This window comes from Thiobacter subterraneus (assembly GCF_055379455.1).
On sequence record NZ_AP042402.1, the window covers coordinates 1,755,304 to 1,770,739 of the forward strand.

The following is a 15,436-nucleotide window of genomic DNA, read 5'->3' on the forward strand; positions in this document are numbered from 1 at the left end:
CACCCACAGGCCCGCCTACAACGTTCCCTTGGTGGAAGGCATGATACCGGCTGCCCTGGGATCGAGCTCCACCGCCATGCGCATTGCCCGCCCGAAGGCCTTGAACACGGTCTCCGCCTGGTGGTGGGCATTGATGCCGCGCAGATTGTCCACGTGCAGGGTGAGCTGGGCGTGGTTGACGAAGCCCTGAAAGAATTCCCGGATCAGATCCACGTCGAAATCCCCCACCCGGGCACGGGTGAAGTCCACCTGGAACACGAGGCCGGGGCGCCCCGAGAGATCCACCACCACCCGTGACAGGGCCTCGTCCAGGGGCGCATAGGCGTACCCCATGCGGCGGATACCCTTTTTGTCCCCCACCGCGCTGGCGAACACCTGGCCCAGGGTGATGCCCACGTCCTCGACGGTATGGTGGGCATCGATGTGGAGATCGCCCTGGGCCTGCACTTCGATGTCAAACAGGCCATGACGGGCCACCTGATCCAGCATGTGATCGAGAAAGGACACGCCGGTGGCGATGCGGGCCTGGCCGCTGCCGTCGAGATTGATGCGGGCGCTGACGCGCGTTTCCAGGGTCTGGCGTTGGGTGGCGGCTTCGCGCATGGGGTCAAAGACAGGTCGCGAGAACTTGCAGGAATCGGCTGTTTTCTTCCGGTGTGCCCACGGTCACGCGCAGGCAGCCCGCGAGCATGGGGTGGGCCCGGTTCAGGTTTTTGATCAGGATGCCCTGTCGCTTCAAGCCTTCGAAAGTCCGCTCCGCATCCGGGACGCGGAACAGGATGAAATTCGCGTCGCTGGGATAGGGGGCAACACCCGGCAGGGCCGCCAGCGCGGCATAAAGCTCCCCGCGCGCCTCGCGGATGCGCGCGGCCTGGTCTTCCAGCACCGGCATCGCCCCCAGCACCCGTTCCGCCACCACCTGGGTGAGGGTGTTCACATTATACGGCAAGCGCAGCTTGCCAAGCTCCGCAAGCCACGCCCGGTCCCCCACCAGAAAGCCGAGCCGCAGGCCCGCCAGGCCCAGCTTGGACAGGGTCCGCATCACCAGCAGATTGGGATGGGTCCCAAGGCGGGGCAGGAAGCTCGCGCCGGCGAAGACGTGATAGGCCTCGTCCACCACCACCAGTCCGGGCGCGGCTTCCAGGATCTCCACCAGCGCCGCCTCGTCGAACAGGTTGCCCGTGGGATTGTTGGGATAGGCAATGAACACCAGCGCCGGCTGGTGGCTGCGGATGGCCGCCAGGGTCGCCTCCCGGTCCAGGCTGAAATCCGGCGCCAGCGGCACCCCCACGTAGCGCACGCCGGCGAACGCGGCGATCATGCGGTACATGACGAAGGAAGGCTCCAGGCCGAGGATGGTGGCGCCGGGCCGCGCCACGGCCAGCGCAAGGATCTGGATGATCTCGTCGGAGCCATTGCCCAGCAGGATGTCCCAGTGCGGCGCGATGCCCATGGCCTCCCGAAGCCGCGTCTTGAGCCGCGTGGCGTCCGCGTCCGGATAGCGGTTGATCTCGGCGCGGGCCACCAGCTGGGCGATTTCCGCGCGCAGCGCCTCCGGCAGCAGGTAGGGATTTTCCATGGCGTCGAGCTTCACGTAGCCGGTGGCTTCCGGCACGTGATAGGCAGTGAGGGCGCGGATTTCGTCGCGGATGAGCTGGTCGGGCGTAAGCGGCATGGGCATCAGCGCACGGGCAGGGGGCAGGCTCATTGCCTGGCTTGGGCGGGACCTTGGCAATCCAGGGGACTCAACGATGGGTGATCCGGTACTCCGCCGACTTCGCATGGGCCGGCAGGCCCTCGCCGTAGGCCAGGGTGGCGGCGATGCGCCCCAGGGTGTTCGCCCCCTCGGGCGAGACCTGAATCAGGCTAGTGCGCTTTTGGAAATCATAGACCCCGAGGGGCGAGGAGAAGCGCGCAGTGCGGGAGGTGGGCAGCACGTGGTTGGGCCCGGCACAATAGTCACCCAGGGCCTCGCAGGTGTTGCGCCCCATGAAGATGGCGCCGGCGTGGCGGATATTCTTCGCCCAGAACTCCGGCTCTTCCACCGACAGCTCCAGATGCTCGGGCGCGATGCGGTTGGCGAGCGTCACCGCCTCATCCAGATCCCGCACCCGAATCAGCGCGCCACGACCTTCCAGGGAAGCGGTGATCACGTCCCGGCGCGGCATGTCCGCGAGCAGTTGCCCGATGCTCGCCGCGACGCGTTCGATGAAGTCGGCATCCGGGCAGAGCAGGATGGACTGGGCGAGTTCGTCATGCTCGGCCTGGGAAAAGAGATCCATGGCGATCCAGTCCGGCGGCGTCCGGCCGTCGCAGATAACCAGGATTTCCGAGGGCCCGGCCACCATGTCGATGCCCACCACGCCGAACACCCGGCGCTTGGCGGCAGCCACATAGGCGTTGCCCGGACCGACGATCTTGTCCACCTGGGGGATGGTCTCGGTGCCGTAGGCCAGGGCCCCCACCGCCTGGGCGCCGCCGATGGTGAACACCCGGTCCACCCCGCACACTGCGGCGGCGGCCAGCACCAGATCGTTCACCACGCCGCCGGGCGTGGGCACCACCATGACCAGTTCCCCCACCCCAGCCACCTTGGCGGGAATGGCATTCATGAGCACGGAGGACGGGTAGGCCGCCTTGCCGCCGGGCACGTACAGCCCCACGCGGTCCAGGGGCGTCACCTGCTGGCCCAGCACGGTGCCATCCGGCTCGGTATAGGTCCAGGACTGCAGCACCTGTCGCTCGTGGTAGGCACGCACCCGGTCCGCCGCCAGCACCAGGGCCTCGTGCACGTCCGGGTCCAGTGCGGCGAGCGCTTCCGTGAGCCGCGCCTTGGGCAGCTCCAGGGCCTGCACGGAAGGCGCATCGAGCCGGTCGAATTGGCGCGTGTAGTCCAGCACGGCGGCATCGCCGCGCTGTCTCACGTCGTCGAGGATCCGCGCGACGGTGGCTTCGATGGCGGCATCCTGGGCACCCTCGAAGGCGAGCAGCCGGGCAAACTGGGCCTCGAAATCGGCATCGGCAGTGGACAGGCGGCGCAGTTTCAGCATGGGTCAGTCTCCAACGGCCGCGGCAAACTGGTCGAGCAGGGGCTTGATCTGCCCGTGCTTGAGTTTGAGCGCGGCCTGGTTCACCACCAGCCGGGAGCTGATGGGCATGATTTCCTCCACGGCCACCAAATTGTTGGCCTTGAGGGTGCCGCCGGTGGACACGAGATCCACGATGGCATCCGCCAGCCCCACCAGGGGCGCGAGTTCCATGGAGCCATAAAGCTTGATCAGGTCCACGTGCACCCCTTTGCCGGCGAAATGCTCGCGTGCGGTCTTCACGTACTTGGTGGCCACCCGCAGGCGCGCGCCCTGGCGCACCCGCCCGGCGTAGTCGAAGCCCTGGGGCACCGCCACCATCATGCGGCAGCGGGCGATCTTGAGATCCAGGGGCTGATACAGCCCCGTGCCGCCGTGCTCCAGCAGCACGTCCTTGCCGGCGATGCCGAGATCGGCCCCGCCATGCTGGACGTAGGTGGGCACGTCGGTGGCGCGCACGATGATGAGGCGCACATCGGGCCGGTTGGTGCCGATGATGAGCTTGCGCGAGGCCTCCGGATCCTCCAGCGGCACGATGCCCGCCGCCTTCAGAAGCGGCGTGGTTTCCTCGAAGATGCGGCCCTTGGACAGGGCGATGGTGATGCCGGACACGGTCGATATCCGAAAAACCTTCATTCTACAGGAGACGCGCCGCGCCTCCCACGGTTGGACGCAGGCCCACCGCCCCTGGTGCCGCCGGTCCGTTTGCCGTAGCATGCCCCCCTTCCGTTCCAGTCCGCACCGATGAAAACACCCGCTCTGCCCGACCGTCTCGCGCCAGCGTTCGCCCTTGCCGGCCTGTCGCTGCTGATCGCCTTCCTGACGCGCCTTGTCCTGGTCATTGCCGCGCGCGAAGGGCTGCCCCCGGGCCTCCTGCCCCTCGGGGAAATCTTCGGCTTCGGCCTGCTTTACGACGTGGCGACCGCAGTGTATTTCGTCGCCCCCCTGGTACTCGTCCTTGGTCTGCTGCCCGACCGGGTCGCCCGCTGGCACGGCCTGCGCATCCTGGGCATGGCAGCAGTCCTGGGCCTGACCTTCGTGCTCCTGCTCACGGCGGTGGCCGAATGGTTCTTCTGGGAAGAGTTTGGCGCCCGCTTCAATTTCATCGCTGTGGACTACCTGATCTACAGCCAGGAGGTGCTGGGCAATATCCGTGAAAGTTATCCCGTGGGGCGCATCCTGACCGGCCTGGCCGTGCTGACGCTGGCTCTGTGGCTGCCCCTGGCGCGACGGGTGTATGGAGCTAGCGCCGCACCCTGGCCATGGAACTCCCGCGCAGGCTGGATCGGGGGCTGGGTTGGACTGGTGGCCGTGCTCAGCTTGGGGCTCGACCAGGACCTCAAGAACCGAAGCCCCAACGACACCGTCAACGAACTGGCGGGCAACGGGATCTACTCTTTCTTCGCGGCGAACCGGCGCAACGAGCTGGACTTCGAGCGCTTCTATGCGGCCCTGCCGCGGGACGAAGCGTTTGCCATCACCCGGCGCACCCTGGCGGCGGATGGCGGCGAGTGGCTCGTTCAGCCGCCCGGCGGTGTCAAGCGCCATTTCCCCGCCACGACGGCGCCCCGTCGGCTCAACGTGGTACTGGTGAGCATCGAGAGCATGGGCGCCGAATTCCTGGGGGCCTATGGCGATTCCCGCGGCCTCACGCCCAACCTGGACCGGCTGGCGCGGGAAAGCCTGTGGTTCTCCCGGGTCTATGCCACCGGCAACCGCACCGTACGGGGCCTCGAGGCGCTGTCCCTGGCCCTGCCGCCGACACCCGGCCAGTCCATCGTGCGCAGGCCCGGGAACGAACACCTGGCATCGCTGGGCGGGGTACTGGAAGACATGGGCTACGAAGTGACCTTCGCCTACGGGGGCTATGGCTACTTCGACAACATGAATGCCTTCTTCCAGGCCAACGATTACCGCGTGCTCGACCGCACCGACATGGCTGCGGAACGGATCGGCTTCGCCAATGTGTGGGGCGTGGCCGACGAATACCTGTTCGACGAGGTGCTGGCGCGGCTGAACCGCCTGGCCGCGTCCCGCGGGACGGCGGGGGACGCACGGCCTTTCTTCGTGCACGTCATGACCACCAGCAACCATCGGCCCTACACCTATCCCGCCGGCCGTATCGACATCCCCTCGGGCTCGGGCCGGGAAGGCGCCGTGAAATATACCGACTGGGCCATCGGTCATTTCCTCGAGCAGGCGCGCCGCCAACCCTGGTTCGACGACACCGTGTTCATCATCACCGCCGACCATGGCGCCAACGCCCGGGGTACCGTGCAGATCCCGGTGGACCGGTATCTCATCCCCGTCTTTTTCTATGCGCCCAGGCATATCGCGCCCCAGCGCGTGGACCGGCTCATGTCCCAGATCGACATCCCGCCGACCCTCCTGGGATTGCTGGGAATCGAATACGACGGGAAGTTTTTCGGCCGCGACATGCTGCACGCCCCGCCCGCCGGTGATCGTGCCTTCGTGGCCAATTACCAGACCCTCGGCTATCTCAAGCACGGCAGGATGGTGGTGCTTCGCCCACGTGTCGCGCCCGAGATGTTCCGTCTGAACGAGCGCGGCCTGCCGGAGCAGCCGGTGGCCGACCCGGACCTCGCGCAGGAGGCAGTGGCCCTCTACCAGACCGCGGCCTACCTGTTCCGCAGCGGGCTGTACCGGGACGAGGAACAGCCTCCGCCCCGGACCACGGTAACGGCGCAGCGCACGCGGTAACCAATTGTAACCAATTGGGGTCAGAGAACCAATTGGGGTCAGGGCTTTACTTTATAGTCAGCGCACCCGCCGGATGCGGGCGCCCAAGCGGGAAAGTTTCTCCTCGATCGCCTCGTAGCCCCGGTCCAGGTGATAGATGCGGTCGATCAGGGTTTCCCCCTCGGCCACCAGCCCGGCGATGACGAGGCTCGCCGAAGCGCGCAGGTCGGTGGCCATGACCGCCGCACCGGTGAGCCGCTCCACGCCCTCCACCACGGCCTGGTTGCCGTCGATCTTGATGCGCGCGCCGAGACGCTGCAGCTCCACGGCGTGCATGAAGCGGTTCTCGAAGATGGTTTCGCGAATGACGGCGGTGCCGCGGGCAATGGTGTTGATGGCCATGAACTGGGCCTGCATGTCGGTGGGAAAAGCCGGGTAGGGTGCAGTGCGCACCGATACCGCCTCAAGCTTTCGCGGCGCCCGCAGGCGGATGGCTTCATGGCTGGGCGACTTTTCCGTGACGATGTCGCAGCCGGCATCCATGAGCTTGTCGATCACGGCATCCAGATAGGATGCGGAGGTGTCCAGCAGGCGGATCTCGCCGCCGGTGGCCGCCGCCGCGCAGAGGTAGGTGCCGGTCTCGATGCGGTCGGGCATGATGCGGTGGCGCGCGCCGGTGAGGCGTTCCACGCCGCGGATGCGGATCACGTCGGTGCCGGCCCCGGAAATGCGCGCGCCCATGCTGGTGAGACACTGGGCGAGATCCACCACTTCCGGCTCCCGCGCCGCGTTTTCGATCACCGTCTCGCCCTCGGCCAGGGTGGCCGCCATCATCAGGTTTTCCGTGCCGGTCACCGATACCAGGTCCATGAAGATGCGCGCCCCCTTCAGGCGTTCGGCCCGCGCCACGATGTAGCCGTGCTCGATCCCGATCTGGGCGCCCATGGCCTGCAGCCCCTTGATGTGCAGATCCACCGGCCGCGAGCCGATGGCGCAGCCGCCCGGCAGAGACACCCGCGCCTCGCCGAAGCGCGCGAGCAGCGGCCCCAGCACCAGGATGGAGGCACGCATGGTCTTCACCATCTCATAGGGGGCCTCGCGCCGGTGGATGTCCGCGCCGCTCAGGGTGACCTCCATCTTCTCGTCCACGGTCACCTGCATGCCCATGCCGCCGAGCAGGGACAGCATGGTGGTGACGTCGCGCAGATGGGGCACATTGGTGAGCGTGAGTGTCTCCGGCGTGAGCAGCCCGGCGCACAGAATGGGCAGGGCCGCATTCTTGGCGCCGGAGATACGCACTTCACCCTGGAGCGGCACGCCGCCCTGAATCAGCAGTTTGTCCATGTCTTCGGTGGGAGTTGCACCTTGCCGTCGCGCGGGGCGGACAGAGCCTGGTCACGGCCGGGGCCCGCCCGGGGGGTGCCGCGGTCTTGCGACGGCCCCCTAGCGCTTTGCCCAGTCCTCGGGCGTGAAGGTCTTCATGGACAGGGCGTGGATTTCTTCCCGCATGCGGTCGCCCAGCGCGGCATAGACGGCCTGGTGCTGCTGCACCATGTTCTTGCCGCGAAACACGGGGCTGACGATCACCGCCTCGAAGTGGTGGCCGTCGCCGCGCACTTCCACGTGGTCGCAGGGCAGGCCCTGGCGAATGTAATGCTCGATCTGTTCGGGGGTCACCATGGCATCAATAGCGGAGCTTGTAGCCCGACTTGAGCAGTTGCAGGGTCGCCAATGATAAGACCAAACAGGCCAGGGTCACAATGAACAGGCTGCGTTCCGGCGGCACGTCGGACAGGCCGAAGAAGCCATAGCGGAAGCCGTCGATCATGTAGAAGAAGGGATTGAAATGGGACACCGCCTGCCAGAAGGGCGGCAGGGAATGGATGGAATAGAACACCCCTGCCAAAAAGGTGAGGGGCATGACGAGGAAATTCTGGAACCCCGCCATCTGGTCGAATTTTTCCGCCCAGATGCCCGCCACCACGCCCAGCGCCCCCATCAGCGCACTGCCCAGGAACGCGAAGCTGAGCGCCCATCCCGGATGACGCAGGGGCACGGGCGCAAACCACACCGCCACCAGGAGCACCCCGAGGCCCACCACCACACCCCGTACCATGGAGGCCGCCACGTAGGCGAGGAAGAACTCCCGGTAGGAAATGGGCGGCAGCAGCACGAACACGATGTTGCCCGTGATCTTGGACTGGATCAGGCTGGACGAGCTGTTGGCGAAGGCATTCTGCAGCACCGCCATCATCACCAGCCCCGGAATCAGGAAGGCCGTATAGGGCACGCCGGGATAGACCTCGTGCCGGGCCAGCACATGGGAGAAGATGAGCAGATAGAGCAGCGCCGTGATGATGGGCGCCAGGATGGTCTGCAGGGAAACCTTCCAGAAGCGCAGGATCTCCTTGTAGAACAGGGTGAGGAACGAGGTCATGACTCTCCCTGCATCAGCTGGATGAACACTTCCTCCAGGTCCGGCTTCACCAGGTCCAGATCGGCGATCACGGCGCCGTGGGTGCGCAAAAGGCACAGCAGGTTCTCCAGCTCGGCCATGTCGTTCAGGCGCACCGTGTAGCGGTCGCCGCTGACGGTCACGCGTGCTTGCAGCTCGGGCGGCAGGTGCCCCTCGCGCAGGGTGAAGCTGGCGTATTTCTCGGTGAAGCGGGCGAGCAGGTTCTGCTTGGTGTCCAGGGCGATGATGCGCCCCTGCTTGAGCATGGCGATGCGGTTGCACAGGGCCTCCGCCTCTTCCAGGTAATGGGTGGTGAGCAGGACCGTGTGCCCCTCGCGGTTGAGCATCTGGATGAACTGCCACAGACTCTGGCGCAGCTCCACGTCCACGCCGGCCGTGGGCTCGTCCAGGATGATCACCGGCGGCTTGTGCACCAGCGCCTGGGCCACCAGCACGCGCCGCTTCATGCCCCCCGAGAGCTTGCGCATGTTGGTGTCCGCCTTGTCGACCAGACCCAGACCGTCGAGCAGGGCGTCGATCCAGGCGTCGTTGTGACGCAGGCCGAAATAGCCGGACTGGATTTCCAGCGTTTCGCGCACGGTGAAGAAGGGATCGAACACCAGCTCCTGGGGCACCACGCCCAAGGCCCGGCGCGCGGCGCGGTAATCGTGCACCACGTCGTGGCCCATGACCCGGGCGCTGCCGGACGTGGCGCGGGCGAGGCCGGCCAGGATATTGATCAGGGTGGATTTGCCCGCGCCATTGGGCCCCAGCAGAGCGAAGAATTCGCCGGCCTCCACGCTGAGATCCACGCCGCGCAGGGCGTGCAGCTCACCGAAGCGCTTGTGGACCGCGCGCACTTCCAGCGCGGGGGAACCGCCGGCGCTCATGCCTCCTCGGGCAGGAGTTCCGTGACGCCATAGAGGGCGGCCAGACTCTTGAGACTCTCGGGAAGACGGGCGAAACGCAAGCGCTGGCCGCGCCGTGCCGCCTGACGCTGCCATTCCAGCAGCAGACTGACGGCGGCGGAATCCACCTCGGTGACCCCGGAAAGATCCACCGTGGTCACCTCCGGCGTGAGCAGGGCGCTGCCCTGCTCCAGCAGTGCGCGGGCGTTGGACATGTGGACGGGACCGCTCAGTTGCAGCCGGTCCCCGTCACGGCGGATGGCGCTCATCAGTTCTTCCGGGTGGCCGGCTGGCCCACCTGGGCGTTCTTCTCGGCCAGGGTGCGGATCAGCCTTTCCATGCCCCCCTGCTGGATTTCCTGGGCGAAGCTGGAACGGTAGTTCACCACCAGGCTCACCCCCTCCACGGTGATGTCATAGACCTTCCAGCCGTCCGGCGTCTTCACCATCTGGTAGTCGATGGGAATGGGCTGCCGGCCCGGTTCCAGCACCACCGTCTTCACCGTCACGTCGGTGTCGTTGGGACCGAGACGCAGCGGCTTGTATTCGATGGTCTGGTTCTTGTAGTTGGCCAGCGACATGGCATAGGTGCGCACCAGGAGGTCGCGGAATTCCTTGACCAGCCGCTCCTGCTGTTCCGGCGTCGCGTCGCGCCAGTAACGCCCCACCGCCAGCCGCGTCATGCGCGTGAAATCGAAATGGGGCAGCACCTTGGCATCCACCAGGGCATAGATCTTTTTCTGATCGCCCTTCTGGATGTCCTTGTCGGCCTTGATGATGGCCATCACCTCGGTGGCCACGGACTTCACCAGCTCGTCCGGCGGCAGGGTGTTGGCCAGGGCCGCCAACGGCAGGGTAAAAAACAGGAGAAGGGAAGCGAGCAGTTTTTTCATGGCTAGGTCCTTTCAGACGCCCGTGGGGGGGCAGGTTTACTTGGCGCCGTCCCCCTCGGCCGCCTTGCTGTAGAGGAACTGGCCGATGAGGTTTTCCAGCACCACCGCGGACTGGGTCTTGGCGACCTTGTCGCCATCCTTGAGATTCTCGGGATCCCCGCCCGGATCCAGGCCGATGTACTGCTCACCCAGGAGGCCGGAGGTCAGGATCTTGGCAAAGGTATCCCGCGGGAACTGGTAACGCTTGTCCACGTTGAAGGTGACCCGGGCGCGGAAGGTCTGGTTGTCGAACTGGATGTCCGCCACCCGGCCCACCACAACACCGGCGCTCTTCACCGGCGCGCGCACCTTGAGTCCGCCGATGTTTTCGAATTCCGCCCAGAGGCGGTAGGTCTCGTTGTTGTTGAAGGTGCCCAGGTTACCCACCTTGAAGGCGAGCACCAGCAGGGCAGCCATGCCGGCGACCACGAAAGCGCCCACCCAGAGGTCCATCGTCGTGCGTTCCATTACGCCTATACTCCCCGAAACATGAATGCGGTCAATACGAAATCCAGCGCCAGCACGGCCAGCGACGAGGTCACCACGGTACGCGTGGTGGCGTGGGACACGCCCTCCGCCGTGGGCGGCGCGTCATAACCCTCGAACAGGGCGATGGCGGTGACGGCGATGCCGAACACCACGCTCTTGATCACGCCATTGACGATGTCTTCACGGAAGTCCACCGCCGCCTGCATCTGCGACCAGAACTGTCCCTCGTCCACGCCGATCAGCACCACACCCACCAGATAGCCGCCGAACACGCCGATGGCGGAGAACATGGCGGCCAGGAGCGGCATGGAAATCACCCCGCCCCAGAAGCGCGGCGCCACCACCCGCGCAATGGGGTCCACCGCCATCATTTCCATCGCCGAAAGCTGTTCGGTGGCCTTCATCAGGCCGATCTCGGCGGTGATGGCGGAACCCGCGCGGCTGGCGAACAGGAGCGCGGAGAGCACCGGCCCCAGCTCCCGCACCAGGGACAGGGCCACCAGGGTGCCCAGCGCCGATTCCGATCCGTATTTCTGCAGCGTCTCGTATCCCTGCAGTCCCAGCACCATGCCCACGAACAGGCCCGACACCAGGATGATGATCAGGGACAGCACCCCGCTGAAATAGATTTCCTTGATGGTCAGGTGGAAGCGCCGGAAGCTCGCGCCGGAATGGAACAGGGTGGCGACGAAGAAACGCGCCGCGTAACCCATGCGCCAGACCGCATCCACCACGCGATGGCCGATGCCGCGCACCGCGGCCAGGAAGCGTTCAACCATGGCCCGCCTCCAGCCCCAGGTCCGCGCTGTAGGGAGGAGCGGGATAGTGGAAGGCCATGGGCCCGTCGATCTCGCCATGCACGAACTGGTGCACGAAGGGCGTCTCCGAGTTGCGGATTTCCTCCGGCGTGCCCTGGGCGATCACCACGCCGTCGGCCATGAAGTAGATGTAGTCCACGATCTGCAGCGACTCCTGAACGTCGTGGGTGACGATGATGGAGGTGGCGCCCAGGGCATCGTTCAGGCGGCGCACCAGGTTGCCGATCACGCTCATGGCGAGGGGATCCAGTCCGGTAAAGGGTTCGTCGTACATGATCAGCATGGGATCGAGGGCAATGGCCCGCGCCAAGGCCACCCGCCGCGCCATGCCGCCCGACAGCTCCGCCGGCCGCATGTTCCACACTGCATGCAGCCCCACCGCATGCAGCTTCATCATCACCAGGTCGCGGATCAGGGACTCGGGCAGGTCGGTGTGCTCGCGCATCTGGAACGCGACGTTGTCGAACACCGTCATGTCCGTGAACAGGGCACCGAACTGGAACAGCATGCCCATGCGCCGGCGCAGGGCATAGACGCCCTCGCTGTCCAGCTCGCTGGTGACCCGGCCGTCCACCACCACTTGGCCGCTGGTGGGCAGGATCTGCGCCCCGATCAGGCGCAAAAGCGTGGTCTTGCCGCAGCCGGACAGGCCCATGATGGCCACCACCTTGCCGCGCGGGATGGTCATGTTGATACCCTTAAGCACCGGCCGCACGTCGTAGGTGAAATTCACGTCCCGGATTTCGATCAGGTTCTCGGAAGCCATGAGCGGGAACACAAAAATTGCGTGATTTTATCCCGGCCGCGCCGTTTTCAGTAGCCCAGGACCTCGACCAGGGTGCGCACTTCTTGCAGGCGCCCCAGATGGGCGTCCAGGGACAGCAGATACAGCCTGTGCCCCTGGGCAAACGCCTCTTGCCCCTTTTCCTGGATGCGCTCCGCCAGGGCCTTGAGATCGCTGCCGGCATCGAACCAGATGAGCCAGGCATTTTCCCCGGGACCCAGCACGACGGCCCGTTCCCCCAGGGCGGCGATGCGCACGGTCTCCTCCGGCTGCAGCGCGCCGGGGGGATGCTCCAGCAGGAAGCGGAAACGCTCCAGCGTCTCCGCCGCCCAGGTCTCCAGGGTTTCCGGCGCGGTGCGCGCCCAGTGGGCGTGGGGCAGGTACACGCAGTCGAACTGGGTGGCGTAATAGGCGAGCCGCCATTCCTCCGGCAGGTCTTCGGGATAAAAGGCGCCCAGCCAGTGGTCGTGTTCCCAGCCAATGGCGCCCAGGGCGGTGAAATGCATGGCGGTATCGTTCATGCCCGGGATTATCCCAGATCGGGCGAGCCTCACGCCCCCTGGCATGACGGTCGCCGGTGATGCCGCCATAATCCGGGATTGCCGACCCAAAGCGCCCGGGCCATGCACTTCGATCTCTTCCACGAACTCGCCATGCCCCCCGGCCTCGCCCGCAGCGAGGTGCAGGCCGTGGACGACTGGCTGGAGGAGCTGGCGCTGGCGGACGCCCTGGGCTTCCGCTGCGCCTGGCTGGTGGAACATCACTTCACCCGCCACTACTCCCACAGCTCGGCCCCCGACCTGCTGCTGGCCGCCGCAGCCATGCGCACGCGCCGGCTGCGCCTGGGACTGGGGGTGATTCCCCTGCCCCACCACCACCCGGTGCGGGTGGCAGAGCGCGTGGCCACCCTGGACGTGCTCTCCCACGGCCGGCTGGAGGTGGGCATCGGCCGCGGCTTCGCGCCGGAAGAATACCGGGTGTTCGGCACGCCCATGGGCGACAGCCGCGCCCGCACCGAGGCGGGCCTTGCGGTGCTGCGCGCAAGTTTCGCCGGCAGCCCGGTGCTCCTGCCGGACGGCACGCGGGTGGACATCCTGCCCCGCCCGGTGCAGCCGGCGCCGCCCCTGTGGGCCGCCGCGGTGAGCCCGGAAAGTTTCCGCTGGGCGGCCACGCAGGGACTCAACCTCCTGGCCGGCCCGTTCAAACCCTGGTTCATGACCCGCGCCGACATCGCCGCGTATCGCGCGGCCTGGCAGGGTGAGGGAACGCCGGCCATCGGCATGACCCTGGGCGTGTTCTGCCTGCCAGACGGACGCCGGGCACGCCGGCTCGCGAAACCGGCCTTCGAGTGGTTCTACCGGGAACTCCTGCGCGTGACCGGGCCGGTGCTGGAGCGGCTCTATCCCGGCTACGAGCACTTCCGCGAACTGGGGCGTTTCCGGCACCTCATGCGCCTGGGCGTCGACCTTGCCCTGCTCACCCGCTTCGGCATGGCAGTGGTGGGTTCGCCTGCCGAGTGCATCGACCGCCTGGCGCCCCTGGCGGAGGCAGGCGTCACCCACGTCCTGTGTGCCGTGGGCGCCGGGGCGCTGCCCACGGCGCTGGTGCGGGAGTCGTTGCAGGTAATCGCGGAAGAGGTGATGCCCGTCCTCGGAGCAGGCGCCTGATGCAGGTTCTAGTCACGGGTGCCGCCTCCCATCTCGCGCGGGTGCTGCTGCCCGCCCTGTGTGCACGGCCGGACGTGGAGGCGGTGATCGGCCTGGACCTGCGTTCGCCCGGCTTCGTCCATCCCAAATTCACGCCCCACATCGCCGACGTGCGCCGTCTCGATCCCTCCCTGCTCGCGGGCTGCGACGCCCTGGTGCATCTGGCCTTCGTGGTGCTGCGGGGACGCATGGATCCCGCGACCATGCGCGCCATCAACGTCGAGGCCACCCAGCGCCTGTTCGAAACCGCCGCCCGGCTGGGTGTCGCGCGTCTGGTGCATCTGTCCAGCGCCGCCGTCTATGGCCATGGCGAGGCCCTCACCGAGGATGCGCCCCTGGCCCCCCTGCCCGGCTTTTTCTACGCCGCGCACAAGGCGGAGCTGGAAGCCTGGTTCGAAAGCCACCTGCCCCAGGCGGTGCGCCTGCGTCCCCACGCCATTCTCGGCCCCTGCTGTCAGCAGCTCCTCACCACGTTGCTGCGCCTGCCCCTGGCCGTTGCCGTGCCGCCCCCCGCACCGCGTCTGCAGTGCGTGCACGAAGAGGACGTGGTGGCCGCCATCCTCGCCGCGCTCGTTAGCGACGTGAGCGGGCCCTTCAACCTGGCCGCCCCCGGCCATTTCACCTGGCACGAGCTGGGCCGCCGGGTGCGGCTGCCCCTGCCCCTTGCCCGGGGGCTGCTCACCGCCGCCTGGCAGCTCACCGGCTTCGGCGGCGAACCCGGCTGGATCGAGGGGCTGCGTCACTCCCTCACGCTGGATGTCAGCCGGGCCCGCGCCCTGCTCGACTGGCAGCCCCGCCACGACGTGCACGCCACACTGGCTGCTATCATGGCCCCATGACTGCCGCCATCCGTCTCGAGGGTGTGTGCAAGACTTACGCCGGGCGGCCCGTGCTGCGCGACGTCTCGCTGGAAGTGGCCGCAGGAGTCACCTGCGGGCTGGTGGGCGCCAATGGCGCCGGCAAGACCACCCTCATCAAGTGCCTGCTGGATTTCTGCACCCTCGACGCGGGCCGCATCACGCTCATGGGCACGCCCCACCATGCCGTCGAGGCACGGCGCGCCATCGCCCATCTGCCGGAAAACTTCCTGCCGCCCCACTTCCTCACCGGGCGCGAATTCCTGCGCTATCTCCAGAGTCTGCGCGGTCAGCCCTATTCCGGGGCGGACACGGCGGCCGCCTGTGCGGCGCTCGACCTCGATCCCGAGGCATTGGACCGGCCGGCGCGCACCTATTCCAAGGGCATGACCCGCAAGCTGGGGCTGGTGGCCTGTCTGGTGAGCGGCGCGCGCCTGTTTGTGCTGGACGAACCCATGAGCGGCCTGGACCCCAAGGCACGCGCCCTGCTCAAGCAAGCGCTGGCGCGTCTGGCCCAGAAGGGCCACACGGTGTTCATGAGTACCCACGCCCTCGCCGACGTGGAAGAACTGTGCGATGCCATGGCCATCCTGCATGAGGGCACCCTGCGCTTCATGGGCACGCCGGCCGCCTGCCGCGCCCGCTTCGGCACCACCACCCTGGAGGCCGCCTATCTGGCCGCCATCGCATAAGGCGCGGCCT

18 protein-coding genes are annotated in these 15,436 nt (G+C 67.0%); 4 read left to right on the forward strand and 14 right to left on the reverse strand.

Annotated elements, in window-relative coordinates; translation table 11 throughout:
- Positions 1-15 precede the first annotated feature (15 nt).
- The 4 genes from hisB to hisG are packed head-to-tail and all read right to left on the reverse strand — an operon-like array spanning position 16 to position 3,698.
- Complete coding sequence (gene hisB / locus ACZ42P_RS08820; protein WP_464897185.1) at positions 16-603, reverse strand: imidazoleglycerol-phosphate dehydratase HisB; 588 nt, start codon at positions 601-603, stop codon at positions 16-18.
- A 4-nt stretch (positions 604-607) separates the two neighbouring features.
- Positions 608-1,708, reverse strand: coding sequence for a histidinol-phosphate transaminase (hisC, locus tag ACZ42P_RS08825; protein ID WP_464897186.1), 1,101 nt, complete (start codon positions 1,706-1,708; stop codon positions 608-610).
- A gap of 37 nt (positions 1,709-1,745) precedes the next feature.
- Positions 1,746-3,050 carry a histidinol dehydrogenase gene (gene hisD / locus ACZ42P_RS08830; RefSeq protein ID WP_464897187.1) on the reverse strand — a complete coding sequence of 435 codons (1,305 nt, stop codon included), beginning with the start codon at positions 3,048-3,050 and terminating at the stop codon, positions 1,746-1,748.
- 3 nt (positions 3,051-3,053) lie between these two features.
- Complete coding sequence (gene hisG, locus ACZ42P_RS08835; RefSeq protein WP_464897188.1) at positions 3,054-3,698, reverse strand: ATP phosphoribosyltransferase; 645 nt, start codon at positions 3,696-3,698, stop codon at positions 3,054-3,056.
- A gap of 132 nt (positions 3,699-3,830) precedes the next feature.
- Here hisG and ACZ42P_RS08840 point away from each other — a divergent pair, with 132 nt between their 5' ends.
- Positions 3,831-5,807, forward strand: a complete 1,977-nt coding sequence (locus ACZ42P_RS08840; RefSeq protein WP_464897189.1) for an LTA synthase family protein — start codon at positions 3,831-3,833, stop codon at positions 5,805-5,807.
- Positions 5,808-5,864: 57 nt separating this feature from the next.
- Here ACZ42P_RS08840 and murA read toward each other — a convergent pair whose 3' ends face one another.
- The 10 genes from murA to ACZ42P_RS08890 all read right to left on the reverse strand — a co-directional run bounded on the left by murA (position 5,865) and on the right by ACZ42P_RS08890 (position 12,692).
- Positions 5,865-7,130 (reverse strand): UDP-N-acetylglucosamine 1-carboxyvinyltransferase, encoded by a 1,266-nt coding sequence (gene murA, locus ACZ42P_RS08845; RefSeq protein WP_464897190.1) that lies wholly within the window; start codon positions 7,128-7,130, stop codon positions 5,865-5,867.
- Positions 7,131-7,229: 99 nt separating this feature from the next.
- Entirely contained in the window at positions 7,230-7,466 is a 237-nt protein-coding gene (locus ACZ42P_RS08850) for a BolA family protein (RefSeq protein ID WP_464897191.1), read from the reverse strand.
- A gap of 4 nt (positions 7,467-7,470) precedes the next feature.
- Entirely contained in the window at positions 7,471-8,223 is a 753-nt protein-coding gene (locus ACZ42P_RS08855; RefSeq protein WP_464897192.1) for an ABC transporter permease, read from the reverse strand.
- A complete protein-coding gene (locus ACZ42P_RS08860) occupies positions 8,220-9,131 on the reverse strand; it encodes an ABC transporter ATP-binding protein (protein ID WP_464897193.1) in 912 nt (303 codons plus the stop codon). Before ACZ42P_RS08860 ends, ACZ42P_RS08855 begins: the two co-directional genes overlap by 4 nt.
- Positions 9,128-9,418: an STAS domain-containing protein gene (locus ACZ42P_RS08865; protein WP_464897194.1), complete on the reverse strand. Its 291-nt coding sequence runs from the start codon at positions 9,416-9,418 to the stop codon at positions 9,128-9,130. Before ACZ42P_RS08865 ends, ACZ42P_RS08860 begins: the two co-directional genes overlap by 4 nt.
- Positions 9,418-10,041 carry an MlaC/ttg2D family ABC transporter substrate-binding protein gene (locus ACZ42P_RS08870; protein WP_464897195.1) on the reverse strand — a complete coding sequence of 208 codons (624 nt, stop codon included), beginning with the start codon at positions 10,039-10,041 and terminating at the stop codon, positions 9,418-9,420. The genes ACZ42P_RS08865 and ACZ42P_RS08870 overlap by 1 nt, the downstream gene beginning before the upstream one ends.
- 36 nt (positions 10,042-10,077) lie before the next feature.
- Entirely contained in the window at positions 10,078-10,548 is a 471-nt protein-coding gene (mlaD, locus tag ACZ42P_RS08875) for an outer membrane lipid asymmetry maintenance protein MlaD (protein ID WP_464897196.1), read from the reverse strand.
- Between the two features lie 5 nt (positions 10,549-10,553).
- Positions 10,554-11,348 (reverse strand): lipid asymmetry maintenance ABC transporter permease subunit MlaE, encoded by a 795-nt coding sequence (mlaE, locus tag ACZ42P_RS08880; protein WP_464897197.1) that lies wholly within the window; start codon positions 11,346-11,348, stop codon positions 10,554-10,556.
- Positions 11,341-12,153, reverse strand: a complete 813-nt coding sequence (locus ACZ42P_RS08885) for an ABC transporter ATP-binding protein (RefSeq protein ID WP_464897198.1) — start codon at positions 12,151-12,153, stop codon at positions 11,341-11,343. The genes mlaE and ACZ42P_RS08885 overlap by 8 nt, the downstream gene beginning before the upstream one ends.
- A gap of 47 nt (positions 12,154-12,200) precedes the next feature.
- On the reverse strand, positions 12,201-12,692 hold the full coding sequence (locus ACZ42P_RS08890) for a DUF72 domain-containing protein (RefSeq protein WP_464897199.1): 492 nt from the start codon (positions 12,690-12,692) through the stop codon (positions 12,201-12,203).
- A gap of 102 nt (positions 12,693-12,794) precedes the next feature.
- On the opposite strand from ACZ42P_RS08890, the gene ACZ42P_RS08895 reads away from it, so the two are divergent.
- The 3 genes from ACZ42P_RS08895 to ACZ42P_RS08905 are packed head-to-tail and all read left to right on the forward strand — an operon-like array spanning position 12,795 to position 15,426.
- The gene (locus ACZ42P_RS08895) at positions 12,795-13,838 is read left to right on the forward strand and encodes an LLM class flavin-dependent oxidoreductase (protein WP_464897200.1); all 1,044 of its coding nucleotides are present in this window, start codon (positions 12,795-12,797) and stop codon (positions 13,836-13,838) included.
- Positions 13,838-14,716: an NAD-dependent epimerase/dehydratase family protein gene (locus ACZ42P_RS08900; protein WP_464897201.1), complete on the forward strand. Its 879-nt coding sequence runs from the start codon at positions 13,838-13,840 to the stop codon at positions 14,714-14,716. The genes ACZ42P_RS08895 and ACZ42P_RS08900 overlap by 1 nt, the downstream gene beginning before the upstream one ends.
- Positions 14,713-15,426: an ABC transporter ATP-binding protein gene (locus ACZ42P_RS08905; RefSeq protein ID WP_464897202.1), complete on the forward strand. Its 714-nt coding sequence runs from the start codon at positions 14,713-14,715 to the stop codon at positions 15,424-15,426. Before ACZ42P_RS08900 ends, ACZ42P_RS08905 begins: the two co-directional genes overlap by 4 nt.
- Positions 15,427-15,436: the final 10 nt, after the last annotated feature.